This window comes from Vibrio aquaticus (assembly GCF_003970385.1).
GTDB classification, from domain to species: domain Bacteria; phylum Pseudomonadota; class Gammaproteobacteria; order Enterobacterales; family Vibrionaceae; genus Vibrio; species Vibrio aquaticus.
The window spans coordinates 948,607-962,699 of the sequence record NZ_RXZH01000001.1 but is presented as its reverse complement, the minus strand read 5'-3'; the positions used below and the strand labels follow the sequence as shown (position 1 = coordinate 962,699).

The 14,093-nt window shown below is 46.1% G+C and carries 12 protein-coding genes; 5 read left to right on the top strand and 7 right to left on the bottom strand.

Translation table 11 applies throughout. The annotated features are described in order from the left end of the window. Positions 1-258: 258 nt before the first annotated feature. Positions 259-2,115 (top strand): ABC transporter ATP-binding protein, encoded by a 1,857-nt coding sequence (locus EJ063_RS04090; RefSeq protein ID WP_126572726.1) that lies wholly within the window; start codon positions 259-261, stop codon positions 2,113-2,115. 273 nt (positions 2,116-2,388) lie between these two features. Further along, entirely contained in the window at positions 2,389-2,601 is a 213-nt protein-coding gene (gene cspE, locus EJ063_RS04085) for a transcription antiterminator/RNA stability regulator CspE (RefSeq protein ID WP_004744614.1), read from the top strand. Between the two features lie 157 nt (positions 2,602-2,758). On the opposite strand, the gene EJ063_RS04080 is transcribed toward cspE, so the two are convergent. Further along, a complete protein-coding gene (locus EJ063_RS04080; protein WP_126572725.1) occupies positions 2,759-3,280 on the bottom strand; it encodes a DUF2058 domain-containing protein in 522 nt (173 codons plus the stop codon). 286 nt (positions 3,281-3,566) lie between these two features. Between EJ063_RS04080 and speA the strand changes: the two genes are divergently transcribed. Beyond that, the gene (gene speA / locus EJ063_RS04075; RefSeq protein ID WP_167469867.1) at positions 3,567-5,477 is read left to right on the top strand and encodes an arginine decarboxylase; all 1,911 of its coding nucleotides are present in this window, start codon (positions 3,567-3,569) and stop codon (positions 5,475-5,477) included. Further along, the gene (gene speB, locus EJ063_RS04070) at positions 5,478-6,404 is read left to right on the top strand and encodes an agmatinase (RefSeq protein ID WP_126572723.1); all 927 of its coding nucleotides are present in this window, start codon (positions 5,478-5,480) and stop codon (positions 6,402-6,404) included. Between the two features lie 67 nt (positions 6,405-6,471). Here the strand turns inward: speB and EJ063_RS04065 are convergent, their stop codons facing one another. Next, positions 6,472-7,899, bottom strand: coding sequence for an NAD-dependent succinate-semialdehyde dehydrogenase (locus EJ063_RS04065; protein ID WP_126572722.1), 1,428 nt, complete (start codon positions 7,897-7,899; stop codon positions 6,472-6,474). A 173-nt stretch (positions 7,900-8,072) separates the two neighbouring features. Between EJ063_RS04065 and EJ063_RS04060 the strand changes: the two genes are divergently transcribed. After that, a complete protein-coding gene (locus EJ063_RS04060) occupies positions 8,073-8,858 on the top strand; it encodes an HAD-IIB family hydrolase (RefSeq protein ID WP_126572721.1) in 786 nt (261 codons plus the stop codon). A gap of 78 nt (positions 8,859-8,936) precedes the next feature. Here EJ063_RS04060 and phnE (EJ063_RS04055) read toward each other — a convergent pair whose 3' ends face one another. From phnE (EJ063_RS04055) to EJ063_RS04035, 5 genes are all read right to left on the bottom strand, one after another. Beyond that, positions 8,937-9,740: a phosphonate ABC transporter, permease protein PhnE gene (gene phnE / locus EJ063_RS04055; protein WP_126572720.1), complete on the bottom strand. Its 804-nt coding sequence runs from the start codon at positions 9,738-9,740 to the stop codon at positions 8,937-8,939. Beyond that, positions 9,740-10,543, bottom strand: a complete 804-nt coding sequence (gene phnE, locus EJ063_RS04050) for a phosphonate ABC transporter, permease protein PhnE (RefSeq protein ID WP_126572719.1) — start codon at positions 10,541-10,543, stop codon at positions 9,740-9,742. The genes phnE (EJ063_RS04055) and phnE (EJ063_RS04050) overlap by 1 nt, the downstream gene beginning before the upstream one ends. After that, the gene (gene phnC / locus EJ063_RS04045; protein ID WP_053439427.1) at positions 10,531-11,316 is read right to left on the bottom strand and encodes a phosphonate ABC transporter ATP-binding protein; all 786 of its coding nucleotides are present in this window, start codon (positions 11,314-11,316) and stop codon (positions 10,531-10,533) included. The genes phnE (EJ063_RS04050) and phnC overlap by 13 nt, the downstream gene beginning before the upstream one ends. Before the next feature lie 100 nt (positions 11,317-11,416). Continuing rightward, on the bottom strand, positions 11,417-12,457 hold the full coding sequence (phnD, locus tag EJ063_RS04040) for a phosphate/phosphite/phosphonate ABC transporter substrate-binding protein (RefSeq protein WP_126572718.1): 1,041 nt from the start codon (positions 12,455-12,457) through the stop codon (positions 11,417-11,419). Between the two features lie 258 nt (positions 12,458-12,715). Next, positions 12,716-13,927 carry a glycerophosphodiester phosphodiesterase family protein gene (locus tag EJ063_RS04035; protein ID WP_126572717.1) on the bottom strand — a complete coding sequence of 404 codons (1,212 nt, stop codon included), beginning with the start codon at positions 13,925-13,927 and terminating at the stop codon, positions 12,716-12,718. Positions 13,928-14,093 lie beyond the last annotated feature (166 nt).

Here is a 14,093-nt window from a genome sequence, read left to right as displayed (position 1 = left end):
TGTTAAAACAATTTTTACTGTAATTAACTCCATCAACACCACTAAATCAGTTAAATTTACTGCAATGAATCAAATAACCAGAAAGATTTATTGTCATTGATACCTATTGGTAAATCCCACTGCATATTATGCATCACAGGGAGTAATAAACTGATTACATTTCACACATTAACGTTATACCATAGCTTTTCCTTCCTATTTTGGACGAACACTTTGCCAAGCGGCGCTCCACCTGTCTTTTGTGTTTAGGAAACAACTATGTTTAAAAAATTCGAAGGCTTTACTCAGCCTTTTCCTGATCGCGACCCCGATCAACCCCCTTCCAGTATCTTTGCTTTTTGTCGGCACTATACAAAAGGGTTTGAAGTACCTCTGATCATCATGTCTATCATGTCTACGATTGTAGCCATCGTAGAAGTTTCTCTCTTTGGCGCGATGGGCAACCTTGTTGATTGGCTGTCCACCAGTAACCCAGAAACATTCTGGCAAGAGAATCAAACCGATCTCATGTTTTACGGCGGCCTTCTACTCGTAGTCATGCCCGTCTTAGTTGTTGTTTACTCTTTATTGATTCACCAGACACTGTTGGGTAACTACCCGATGTCAATCCGTTGGTTAGCGCACCGCTATCTGCTCAAGCAAAGCCTCAACTTCTATCAAGATGATTTTGCTGGCCGAGTAGCAACCAAAGTGATGCAAACGTCACTCGCGGTCCGTGAGACTGTGATGAAATCAATGGACGTCTTCGTTTATGTTTCGGTTTACTTTACTTCTATCGTTGTCTTACTTGCACAAGCTGACTGGCGCTTAATGATCCCGATGGTGATTTGGCTCTGCTGCTACATCGCGATTCAAATCTATTTTGTACCGAAACTGAAAAGTGTGGCCTCAGAGCAAGCGGATGCGCGTTCTACCATGACGGGCCGAATAGTGGATAGCTACACCAATATTGCGACGGTTAAGCTGTTTTCTCACAGCAAGCGAGAAACCGAATACGCAGAGGAAGGCATGAACGGTTTCTTAGATACCGTTCACCGCCAGATGCGTTTAGTCACCGGCTTCGATGTGGCCGTTGAAATCACCAACTACTTACTTGTCTTCGCGATCAGTGCGCTTTCTATTGTCTTATGGATGGATGGATCCATCAGTATAGGTGCCATCGCCATTGCCATTGCACTTGCCTTGCGTATCAACGGTATGTCGATGTGGATAATGTGGGAAGTCGGTGCGCTGTTTGAAAACATGGGTACTGTTGTTGATGGCATGAAGACACTATCGAAGCCGATTGATATCCAAGACAAGCCAAACGCGAAGCCACTTATGGTTGAGCAAGGTGGCATTGAGTTTGATAACGTCAGCTTCCATTACGGTGAAAAAAATAAAGGCGTGATCAGTAACCTAAACCTCAATATTAAGCCAGGCGAAAAAGTCGGATTAGTCGGACGTTCAGGCGCGGGTAAATCAACCTTGGTCAATCTATTGCTTCGTTTCCATGATGTTGAAAGTGGCAAGATTAAGATTGATGGTCAGGTCATCTCAGATGTCACTCAAGATTCCTTGCGCGCGATGATCGGCATGGTGACTCAAGATACCTCTCTATTGCACCGCTCTATTCGCGATAACATCTTATACGGCAATCCTGATGCCTCAGAACAAGAATTGCTAAAAGCCACTCAACAAGCTCATGCTCACGAGTTTATCGAGTCACTGTCTGACCCATTTGGTAATACAGGCTACGATGCTCAGGTTGGTGAACGTGGCGTCAAGCTCTCTGGAGGTCAACGTCAACGTATTGCGATTTCTCGCGTCCTGCTCAAAGATGCACCGCTGCTTATCTTGGATGAAGCAACATCTGCTCTTGATTCAGAAGTAGAAGCGGCGATTCAAGAAAGCTTAAACGAGCTGATGCAAGGCAAAACCGTTATTGCGATTGCCCACCGCCTATCAACCATCGCCGCGATGGATCGCTTGATCGTTCTCGACAAAGGCGAAGTCGTTGAACAAGGCACTCACCAAGAGCTAGTTCAAAGCGGTGGCATATACGCTCAGCTTTGGGCGCATCAGACGGGTGGTTTTATTGGGGAAGACCAAAGCGAACAAAAACAGAGCGCTTAGAGCCCAAATTAGTAAGAAATAAGGGAAGTTAGGTCTTCCCTTGTAAATAAGCCTAACGGAAATACAAAATATGTCTTTACATCAGCCGGTAATCAGGTAGTATTTAGGTCGCTCTGCAAGACAGGGTTATTTGTGAAACTGCAAGTAAAAGTAAAGCCTTAGATTCTGCGTTACCGTTGTTATCCCAGTGTTTCCCTTAGCTTCATTGTTTACAATAAATAGTTCGATTTTACAGCGCACTACAATTTAATTTTTATATATAAGGGACACATCATGTCTAACAAAACTACTGGTATCGTAAAATGGTTTAACGAAGAGAAAGGCTTCGGTTTCATCACTCCAGAAAACGGCGGTGCTGACGTATTCGTTCACTTCCGTGCTATCGCTTCAGAAGGTTTCAAAACTCTGAAAGAAGGCCAACAGGTTTCTTTCGAAGTTGAACAAGGTCAAAAAGGCCCACAAGCTGCTAACGTAGTACCAGCTTAATTTTAGATTGACCTAAGCGTCAATTACTAAGATTTGAAGAACCAGCCCTAGTGGCTGGTTTTTTTATGTCTATAGTTTGTCGCAACACCCTATTTTCCTGCCATAAAAAAAGCCCTACCTAAGTAGAGCTCATTTTCTCAGTAACCTAAATGGCTATTTACCACATCAGATCATCGGGTACGACGAAATCTGCGTACGGGTCATCTTCTGCTGAAATGTCTTCCGCTGGCGCATTTTGTTCAATGATAGCGCTTTCATCACGCATCGCGATTTTCTTCGCCACACTGCTCGGGATCACCACGTAGGTGTCATCAGTACGCGCAATAGAAAGAAGACCTTTTGCGAGTTGATCACGAATCAGCTGTTCAACATACAGTGATTTAACAAGCGTCCCGTCGGTGAAGTTGTATTTAATATCGCCATCTTTCTGGTCGATTTTGTTCATCTCAATCAACTGTTTGATTTGCGCTTTGATCTCTTTTGAAAGACGCTGCTCTTTTTGCTCATCGCTTAACGCTTTATCACGTTCTTGCTGCTGGCGTTTATTCTCTTCAACCGCCGCTTTTACTTCACGTGCTTGCACACGAGATTTCTTCGAGCCCTTCTTGGCTTTCTTTAATTTTTTCTCGTTTACCAAGCCCGCTTTCAGCATTTGCTCTTGAAGTGTCAGTTTTGCCATCGTAGTTCCAAAGGTAATCAATTTGCATTCATTTTAACGGTTCAAACCAAGCAAATAAAGGCTACAAACAAGATAAAATCGTCAGAGAAACTGCATAGAAAATCATCCTAAACGAAGTCATTAAAAGCCTATCGTGACGATAAATCTATTTTGTTAGACTCTGCTGCCTTTTTATCCGTTAATGCGCTCGACGCGGAAGCTTAGAGAGCTCAATTCAGACCCGTGTCAGGTATGACTCAGCTCCACTGGGTCATGTATTTCTCTCCCTATCTTTGTGAGATTTGAAGTGGAAAACAATTCTAAACTTGATCGTGTTCGTGCTGATTACAATGTTCATTACTGGAGCCAAGGCTTCTACGGTATCGATAACCAAGGTGAAGTGTATGTATCACCTCGTAGCGATAACGCGCATCAGGTTCCGTTGAGCAATATCGTCTCTAAGCTAGAACAAAAGCAACTGAATTTACCTGTATTGGTTCGCTTTCCTCAGATCCTGCATCAACGAGTGCATGGTATCTGCCAAGCGTTCAACCAAGCGATTGAAGAAAACCAATACGACAACAACTACCTACTGGTTTACCCAATCAAAGTGAACCAACAAAAAGAAGTGGTTGATGAAATTCTAGAAAGCCAAGCTCAACTTGAAACCAAACAGCTCGGCCTTGAAGCAGGCAGCAAACCAGAACTACTCGCGGTATTGGCATTAGCGCAAAAAGCGAGCTCTGTGATCGTCTGTAACGGCTACAAAGACCGTGAATATATTCGCCTAGCTCTGATTGGTGAAAAGCTTGGCCACAAAGTATTTATCGTATTAGAGAAGCTTTCTGAGCTGGATCTGGTACTAAAAGAAGCAAAAAGCTTAGGAGTAAAACCTCGCTTAGGTATTCGTATTCGTCTTGCGTCTCAGGGTGCTGGAAAATGGCAATCAAGCGGTGGTGAGAAATCGAAGTTTGGTTTAGCAGCATCTCAAGTATTAACGGTAATTGAGCGCCTAAAGCAAGAAGACCAACTGGATGCGATGCAACTTGTTCACTTCCACCTTGGTTCGCAAATGGCCAACATTCGCGACATTCGCAACGGTGTGAACGAATCAGCTCGCTTTTACTGCGAACTGCGCGGTATGGGTGCGGATATCAAGTACTTTGATATCGGTGGTGGCCTAGCGGTGGATTACGATGGCACGCGCAGCCAATCTTCGAGTTCAATGAACTATGGCTTGATTGAGTACGCTCGTAACATCGTCAGCACTGTCGGCGATGTGTGTCAGCAATACGAACAACCAGTACCGGTGATAATCTCTGAGTCTGGTCGTTCTTTAACGGCGCACCACGCTGTTCTGATCACCAATGTGATCGGTACTGAAGCGTACCACCCTGAACAAGTGGTAGAGCCAAGCGGTGAAGACCCAACTCTGCTGCAAAACATGTGGCGCAGCTGGGAAAACGTGCAGAACGGCAGCGATGCTCGTGCATTGATCGAAATTTACAACGATACGCAAAGTGATTTGGCCGAAGTCCACTCACAGTTTGCGACTGGGGTGCTAAACCTCCAACAGCGTGCTTGGGCAGAACAGCTTTCACTACGAATCTATTTCGAGCTAAGCCGCCAGATGAGCAACAAAAACCGCTACCATCGTCCAATTTTGGATGAGTTAAATGAACGATTAGCGGACAAGTTCTTTGTGAACTTCTCGTTGTTCCAATCTTTACCAGATGCGTGGGGTATCGATCAGGTATTCCCTGTCCTACCACTTTCTGGTTTGGAAGAAGTCGAAGAGCGCCGTGCGGTGATGCTCGACATCACTTGTGACTCAGATGGTGCGATTGAGCAATATGTTGAAGGTCAAGGTATTGAAACCACACTGCCAGTCCCTGCTTGGAACAAAGACAAACCGTACCTAATGGGCTTTTTCCTAGTGGGTGCGTACCAAGAAATTCTTGGCGACATGCACAACCTATTTGGTGACACACACAGTGCAGTCGTAAACGTTGATGACAATGGCGAAGCGATTATCGAACGTGTGGACGAAGGCGACACTGTGGAAGACATGATGCGTTACGTGCACATTGATGTTGATAAGATTCGCCAAAACTACCGAGAGCTCGTCGCTGAACGCGTAAACGCAAGCGAGCAGCAAACGGTGCTAGCAGAATTAGAAGGTGGTCTTGCGGGATACACCTATTTAGAGGATTTCTAAATGAATGATTTGTTTACTAAAACTGATTATTCGCTTTACTCGAACTCAATGAGTTTTATGCGTAGACCTTACCTACGCAACCCAGTGTCGTCAGACGCCGATCTTGTGGTACTAGGTGTGCCACTGGATATGGCGACCTCAGGCAGACCTGGCGCTCGTATGGGGCCTGATGCCATCCGTCGTGCCTCAGTCAACCTCGCGTGGGAAGGCAATAAGTTCCCTTGGGATTTTAATGTATTTGACCGCGCGAAAGTGATTGATGCTGGTGATTTGGTGTTTGATTGTGGTGATGCGGAAGACTTTACCTACCGCCTAGAAGCCGCAACCAGTGAAATCCTGAAAAACGGTAAGACCATGCTGGCGCTGGGCGGTGACCATTTCATCACTCTGCCAATCTTACGTGCGTATGCGAAACACCATGGTGAAATGGCGTTGATTCATTTTGACGCGCATACCGATACATACGATAACGGCAGCAGCTACGACCATGGCACCATGTTCTACCATGCGCCAAACGAAGGTCTGATTTCACCAAAACATTCTGTGCAGATTGGTATTCGTACTGAGTATGCACAAGAGGGCCATGGCTTTAACGTCATTAATGCTATGGAAGCGAACGACTTAAGTGCTGAAGATATTGTCGCTCGTGTGCGTAATATCATTGGCGATAAGCCTGTGTACGTAACGTTTGACATCGACTGCTTAGATCCAGCTTTTGCTCCGGGTACAGGTACACCCGTTTGTGGTGGTTTGAACTCAGATAAGGTTCTGAAGATCCTTCGTGGCTTGGCTGGCGTCAATATTGTTGGTATGGACGTTGTGGAAGTATCACCCCCATACGACCACAGCGACCTTACCGCATTAGCAGGGGCAACCGTTGCACTTGAGCTTATGTACGCATGGGCATCAAGTCGCAACAACGAGTAAGCCAAACCGAATTAACAATAGCGCCCCTAATACAAGCTGACCTTACATGGTCAGCTTTTTTTATCCGTTAACTGCCTCCAAAGCAGAGGTATTTAATATCAAGGTATTCGTCTATGCCTTGCTTGCCGCCCTCACGGCCAATGCCTGATTGTTTCACTCCACCAAACGGCGCGACTTCAGTAGAAATGATGCCTTCATTAATGCCAACCATGCCGTATTCGAGCGCTTCTGCAATCTTCCATACACGATGTATATTCTGGCTGTAGAAATAACTCGCAAGGCCATAGATAGTGTCATTCGCCATCTCAATCAGCTCTTCATCACTATCAAAGGCAATCACAGGCGCAACTGGGCCAAATATCTCTTGTGAGACGATATCCATTTGGTGGGTTACATCTTTCAGCACCACAGGGGCGACAAATAGACCATCAAGCGGCTGCCATGATGAAACGGGGTTTGCGCCTTGCTCAATCGCTCGTTCAGTCAAAGCTTGGATGTTCTGTTTCGCTTGCAGGCTGATGACAGGGCCAACTTGAACGCCATCCTCAAGACCATTACCAACGTTAAGCTGTTGAACAGCCGCATCAAACTTGGTAACAAACTGATCGTAAATCGAGCTGTGAACATAGAAACGGTTTGCACAAACACACGTTTGTCCGGCATTACGGAACTTTGATGCGAGAGCGCCTTGCACAGCCGCTTCAATATTGGCGTCATCAAAGACGATAAAGGGCGCATTACCGCCTAATTCCATCGAAGTTCGCTTAATATCGTGTGCGCTCTTTTCCATTAGAATCCGCCCAACTTGAGTCGAGCCGGTGAAAGAGAGTTTTCGGATAAGTGGGTGTGAGGTAAAAATGGAGCCTACTGTAGGGGCATCTTGTCCAAGTACAACCTGCAATACATCACGAGGAATACCCGCTTGATACGCAAGTTCCGCTACAGCAAAAGCACAAAGTGGTGTTAGTTCGGCGGGTTTAACGATAAAACTACAACCAGCCGCTAATGCCGGAGCCGCTTTTCGAGTGATCATCGCAATTGGGAAGTTCCAAGGGGTAATCGCACAGGCAACCCCTACAGGCTGTTTGATGGTCATCAAGCGTTTGTTCCCCGCAATCGCAGGAATCGTTTCGCCATTGGTTCGTTTGGCTTCTTCGGCAAACCACTCAACAAAACTAGCGCCATACACCACCTCTCCTTGCGCTTCTGCCAATGGCTTGCCTTGTTCTAAAGTCATTAAGCGAGCGAGGTCTTCTTTGTTTTCCATGATGAGCTCAAACCAACATCTCAACAGCCCCGAGCGCTCTTTAGCTGCCATGGCCGCCCAACGCTTTTGCCCTATACTCGCTTGCTCAATACACTGTTCAATAGCCTGTTCGGTCTGTATCGGCACATAACCCAGCACTTCACCTATGGCAGGGTTCGTCACAGCAATGCCGTCGTCTTCACTCGAAACAAGAAATGACAGCAAGCTTGGGTTGTTGATGTTTAGCATATAGGTTCCTTAACCGGATTCTGGCAACTTGGCTGTTTTACATAGTATAAAACTCTGCACATCAACCCTAGCCTTTTAATGTCAATAAACCGTGTTAACCATACTCACTTCACTGAAATCCAGCGAGGGTTTAGATAGACTCAAATCTTCATTCAATAACATGATAACAATTGATGGAACACGGACTTTCAAAGGATTGGAAACAGATAGAGTGGGTGCTGACTGACGTCGACGACACGCTCACTTGGCAGGGCAAACTTCCGCCAGAAACACTGATTGCTCTCAATGCTCTTAAGCAGCAAGGAATCAAAGTTGTCGCGGTGACGGGCGCATGTGCCGGTTGGTGTGATCATATCGCCCAGCTTTGGCCAGTCGATGCAGTGCTGGGAGAAAACGGTGCCTTCACCCTAGAAAAAGGCGACAGAGGAATAAGCTTAGCAAGCAGCGTTCCACTTGAAACCATGCGAGCCCAACAAGCCGAACTCAAAGTGCAAATAAAGCAATTGCTTGCGCAGTATCCGGATGTAAACCTCACTCTCGATCAAGCGTACCGCTTATGTGAAGTTGCTATCGATATCGGTCAGAACCGAGAACCGCTTGACCCAAGGGTAATCGAGCAGCTTGTCGCTCAAATCCACCAGCTAGGCGCCCATGCGACGGCGAGCTCAATTCATATCAATGCTTGGTATGGTGAACATTCTAAACGCAACAGTACGTTTGCTTATCTGAAACGAAAAGGGCTTAGCGAGCAGGAAATTTTAGAGAAGTGCTGCTATGTCGGTGACTCGCTCAATGATCAACAAATGTTTGAAACACTGCCGATGACGGTCGGCGTTAAAAACATCGAGCACTATTGGCACAAACTGAGCCACAAACCGAGCCTTGTCATGAGTCAGCCAGGCGGCTTTGGCTTTGCTGAATTTAGCCAGCAGTTGCTCGCACTCAAAGAGTTCAACTAACCCCGCTCCTACCTTCAGCAATCATTAAAAAAGGCAGAGTCTCCCCTGCCTTTTGTGTTTACTGTTAACAGCTCAAGCTTAAATTAGCTTCTTACGTACATGTACGACTAATGCTTCAGCTAATACAACCACAGCGAAAATGCTCACTAGTACCATCGATACTTTCTGCCACTCAAATAGGTTTTGCGCATCATTTAGAACCACACCGATACCACCAGCACCAACCAAACCAAGTACCGCAGATTCACGTACATTGATATCCCAGCGGAACAGTACAATTGAGTAAAAGGCAGGCATCACTTGTGGCCAATAGCCTTTCATCAAGATGCTTGCCCAAGAAGCTCCCGTGGCTTTGAGTGCTTCAATCGTGCCCATATTCACTTCGGCAATCGCCTCCGCCAACAACTTACCCACGAAGCCGACACTACGAATGGCAATCGCCATAATGCCCGCCAGCACACCAGGGCCAAACAGTGCAATGAAAAGCAAAGCCCAAACCAGTGAGTTTACTGAACGCGATGAGACCAAAAAGAACTGAGCAATCCAGTTTAGCGTTTTACTTGGGGTGATATTTGGTGCATTAAGCAGCGCCAGTGGAATCGCCAGTATCAAAGTAAATAACGTACCTAGCGTCGCGATGTGCAAGGTTTCAACCAGCGCATCATGAATAGTTGTCGGGTAGAAGCCGTAATCGAGCGGTACCATGCGACCAAACATATCCGCAAACTGCGCTGGTGCGTCGTAGAGAAACTCAGGAATGATCTCTACTGTCTGCCACGACCACACAATGGCGGAGACAAAACACAGGTAAGCTGCGAATCTCGCAATGCGCTCATTGAAGGTAAAGCGCTGCCATTCTCTATCAATAGAAGCTGTCGTCATTAGAAGATTCTCCTTACTACATTAGACAAGAACTCACCCACTAGAATCAGTGCGATAATCGTAATCAGAATTGCCGCGACAAAGTCGTAGTCAAAGCGTTGGAATGCTGAGAACAATGTTCCGCCTAAACCACCCGCGCCAACGATGCCGACCATGGTCGAGTTACGTAGATTTGAATCGAGTTGGTAGCTAGAAAATCCAATGAAACGTGTAAATACCTGTGGCATGACCGCAAACAGAATCACGCTGATAAAGCTCGCGCCCGTTGCTCGAATCGCTTCAACTTGTTTAAAAGAGATCTCTTCAATCGCTTCAGCAAACAGCTTGGCAATAAAACCGATAGAAGCAAAAATTAGCGTCAGAATCCCTGCGAGCGCACCAAAGCCCACCGCTTTTACAAACAAGATCGCGATGATGACTGGATGGAATGAGCGACACAACGCGATAAAGCCGCGCACTGGCGTCGACACAATGGAAGGCATCATGTTACGCGCTGCTAATAGGCCCAAGAACAGCGAAATCACGATACCGAAGAAGCTAGAGATAATCGCAATTTGTAAGCTCTCAGCCAGTCCGCTCAACAACAAACTTGAACGAGTAAAATCAGGTGGGAACATGCGAGAAAGTAAGCGCTCGCTTTCACCAAAACCAATAATTAATCTATCCAGCGTTAAATCTAAAGTTGAAAAGCTGTAGAACAAATAGGCCACGACAACAGCGACACCTAAACGGCTTGCCCATGATGCTTTAAATGGGTTTTCGACATTGATTGGCGCAGAAGATGAGGAGCTTAATCCAGCCATGACTCACCTCCGTAAATGATCTTGAGATCTTCTTCACTGATGCCTTCTGGGCTACCATCGTAATGAACCTTGCCGTTACACATACCGATGATGCGGTTAGCAAAACGCTTAGCCAAATTCACGTCATGAATGTTCACCAACACAGGGATCTGTTTTTCTTTGGCGAAAGTTTCCATCAGCTCCATGATCTCAACTGCCGTTTTCGGGTCGAGTGAAGAGGTCGGTTCATCCGCCAATAAAATATAGGGGTCTTGCATAACGGCACGGGCAATACCCACGCGCTGACGTTGACCACCAGAAAGGCTGTCGGCACGCTGATTAGCAAAATCTTGTAAGCCTACGAACTCCAAAAGCTCGAACGCTTTCTGCAAATCTTCTTTTGAGTAGTTACGACGCCAAGCATTCCATGAAGACATGTAACCCAAGCGACCACTTAAGACGTTTTCAATCACGGTTAGGCGTTCAACTAAATTGTACTCTTGAAAAACCATACCTATATGACGACGCTGTTTACGTAGAGCCTGACCATTCAGTTTGGTGAGGTCTTCCCCTTCAAATAGGATCTCACCACTGGTTGGGTCATTGAGGCGATTGATGCAGCGAAGCAATGTACTTTTACCTGTACCCGATGGACCAATGATGGCAATAATACCCGGTTGGTCGATATCAATATCAATACCTTTAAGGATTGGCTTACCTGCCACGTACTCATGGAAAAGGTTGTTGATCTTTATTCCGTCATACTTAGTTCTGTCACAGCTTGCTACAGCCATACTACTCTTCCTTTTTAATATCTTGAGCCTAAATTTAGGGTGTACGATGCCCTGAGCCCTACACAAAGGACACCGTACTTATTGGTTATTTATTGGAGAATTATTGGTTGGTCGCTTGCTTTGCTAGCTCTGCCGCTTTCTTTTTAGCGCGCTTCGCAGCATCTTTCTCAGCAAGTTTCTTTAGGCCCGTTTTGGTATAAGCCGTGCCTGTTGCGTGTGCGATATCACGGATAACCGCCCACTCTTCTTGGTAGGTAATTGGCGAGAAACGATCCGCACCTTTAAAGGCATCGCTCATTTCTTGAGTAAATCGGTAGCTAAAGAAAGCTTCATTAATCTTCTCAGCCAATTCAGGTTTTAGGTTGTAAGCGTAACCAAATGCAGACGTTGGGAAACGAGGGCTGCGGTAAATGATTTTCAGCTCAGAATCGTCAACACGGCCTGCTGCCACCATACGGTCATACACGTCTGATGCAACTGGCGCAGCATCGTAGTCTCCGTTGTATACGCCTAAAATAGATTGGTCATGCTTACCAGAGTAAAGCACTTTGTAGTCTTGATCAGGCACGAGACCTTGAGCAGGGAATAACGCGCGTGGAGCCAGGTTGCCCGAGTTAGAAGACGCAGACGTATGAGCAACTCGCTTACCTTTAAGATCCGCCATCTCATTAATGCCGCTGTCTTTACGTACGATGGTCACAAGGTTGTAGCCTTGGAAGCCCGATTCGTCACCTTTTACTGCGATAGGCACGTAACCCGCTAAGTTAACGGCATAACCTGTTGGACCTGTCGAGAAGCCAGCCACGTGAAGACGGCCAGAACGCATCGCTTCAACCTGAGCTGAGTTTGAGTGAACAGTGTAGTAGATAACCTTTTTGCCCGTCACCTTGCTTAGGTGCGCTTGGAAATCGGCAAACGCATCTTTATAAAGCGCTGGGTCTTCAACTGGCGTATAGGTAAATACCAAGGTGCTTGGGTCGATCCACTCGTTGGCATCCTTTGGCGCATCCGCCACTAGATCTTGGTTTTCATCACAGTATCTATCGTCCAGTACCCCGCGAGTAGCACACTCACTTGCCATCGCCAGAGAAGGTAGCAGCAAAGAGCCAGCGATTAACAATCCATTTACACTGTTTTTCATATTAGAACCTTACATTCACGTTATTGTTGATGTTCCCTTCCCATATAGCAGGTCGCGTGCCAATATTTTATCTTTCATTTTTCAATCACTTACCATCATAACTAGATAACTAAAAACAGTTTGGGTCATCCGTGTCCAACGCTAGATAATGCTTTTGGGTCATTTGTGTCCCACAAAAACCCAGCACTAAAAAAGGGGCTCAACGCCCCTTTAAGATAAGATAAAGTCTATCGGTATCAAACCGGTGCCATCACTGTGTTAGATATCCATACAGTTCGCATAGTAAGTGACTGTTGATGGCCAATCACTGAACACGCCAAGAACGCCAACATCTTTCGCCAGTACATCAAGTACCTTCATCATGTCACCATCTTGATTGATCTGCTCTGTCACCGTTTGGTAGTACCAACCACCACCTTGAGCTAAAGGACCTGAGCGCTCTAGCGTCCAAGCGATAATATCGAGATCCGCTTGCTTAGCTAACTTAGCGTACTCTGACTCCACAATCGCGTTCTTATCATCAAGTTGAATTAGCGCATACAGAGGTGGTGCGATGATTTGTACGCCCTCTTTCGACAGCTCTTTCATGTTTTCCAACGTCGCGGTAAAGCCTTCTAGGTTGTAAACACGGTCATCTAAGTAGACAGCTTGCTTACCAAACTCTGGCTCGTTCTTAATCCAGTATTTCACATCATCAAGATTAAACGACTGCACGTAAGCATCTTTCGCTGAGAAACCAGCGGCCTTTAACTCATCCACTAACTTCTGCGCATAGTCCGCTTGGCTAAAGCCTTTGTACGGCATCTCAACTTTTGCTGATTTGAGCTCTGGCGTCACTTTCACACCATGCTTTTTGAAAAGCTCAGCACTTTCAGCATGAGTCATCAAAGTACCCGTTTGCGAGTAAAGATCGGTACGCCAACCTGGAGTGCCGTTCATGTACTCTTCAATCGTGGTTGCTTTAGGGTTCGCACCATCCATTTTGCCTTTAAGGGTCTTAAACTCCGCTAACGTGAAGTCAGATGTACGGCACTCTACTTGCGCATCTTCACCTGTCGCAGGATTAGCGGGCTTGAATGGCACAGAACACTTCTTGGCTAGCTCAGGGTGAGCAAGTACGTCGGTTGTGGTATGCAAATCGCTTTGTGAATGACGACAAACCAATTCTTTATCTTTGGTAAACGTCACATCGCATTCTAGAACGCCAGCACCCATCGCAATCGCCGCTAGGTAAGACTCTTTAGTATGCTCAGGAAACTGCATTGCAGCGCCGCGGTGGCCGATAGAAAAATCACTACGATAAAATGGGCCGGCCTCGCAGCTTTCCAATTTGGTTTTCAGTGGTCCCTCTTCCATATCACTGACTAGATATAATGGTCGAGGCCCAACTTGTGCGGGTTCATTGCCAGCCATAGCGACTGAACTAACGCCTAATAAGAGTGCGATACCACTGGTTAAGATTTGCTTCATCTGTTGATTCTCCTTGCAGCAAAATAGTTTGTTTATTATCAGGCTCAGTGACTTAGCGTTACGGTTCGCCGATGACGAAACATTCCCTAGCTTTGCACTCAGCCTATTGTCTAAAAAGCACGCAACGTGCCAAAAACTTTTCACTTATAATTCAAACAGATAAATA

Excerpts from the sequence above, each read along its gene's own strand:
- EJ063_RS04090 (WP_126572726.1), top strand. The coding sequence starts at position 259 with ATGTTTAAAAAATTCGAAGGCTTTACTCAGCCTTTTCCTGATCGCGAC.
- cspE (WP_004744614.1), top strand. The coding sequence starts at position 2,389 with ATGTCTAACAAAACTACTGGTATCGTAAAATGGTTTAACGAAGAGAAA.
- EJ063_RS04080 (WP_126572725.1), bottom strand. The coding sequence starts at position 3,280 with ATGGCAAAACTGACACTTCAAGAGCAAATGCTGAAAGCGGGCTTGGTA.
- speB (WP_126572723.1), top strand. The coding sequence starts at position 5,478 with ATGAATGATTTGTTTACTAAAACTGATTATTCGCTTTACTCGAACTCA.
- EJ063_RS04065 (WP_126572722.1), bottom strand. The coding sequence starts at position 7,899 with ATGCTAAACATCAACAACCCAAGCTTGCTGTCATTTCTTGTTTCGAGT.
- EJ063_RS04060 (WP_126572721.1), top strand. The coding sequence starts at position 8,073 with ATGGAACACGGACTTTCAAAGGATTGGAAACAGATAGAGTGGGTGCTG.
- phnE (WP_126572720.1), bottom strand. The coding sequence starts at position 9,740 with ATGACGACAGCTTCTATTGATAGAGAATGGCAGCGCTTTACCTTCAAT.
- phnE (WP_126572719.1), bottom strand. The coding sequence starts at position 10,543 with ATGGCTGGATTAAGCTCCTCATCTTCTGCGCCAATCAATGTCGAAAAC.
- phnC (WP_053439427.1), bottom strand. The coding sequence starts at position 11,316 with ATGGCTGTAGCAAGCTGTGACAGAACTAAGTATGACGGAATAAAGATC.
- phnD (WP_126572718.1), bottom strand. The coding sequence starts at position 12,457 with ATGAAAAACAGTGTAAATGGATTGTTAATCGCTGGCTCTTTGCTGCTA.
- EJ063_RS04035 (WP_126572717.1), bottom strand. The coding sequence starts at position 13,927 with ATGAAGCAAATCTTAACCAGTGGTATCGCACTCTTATTAGGCGTTAGT.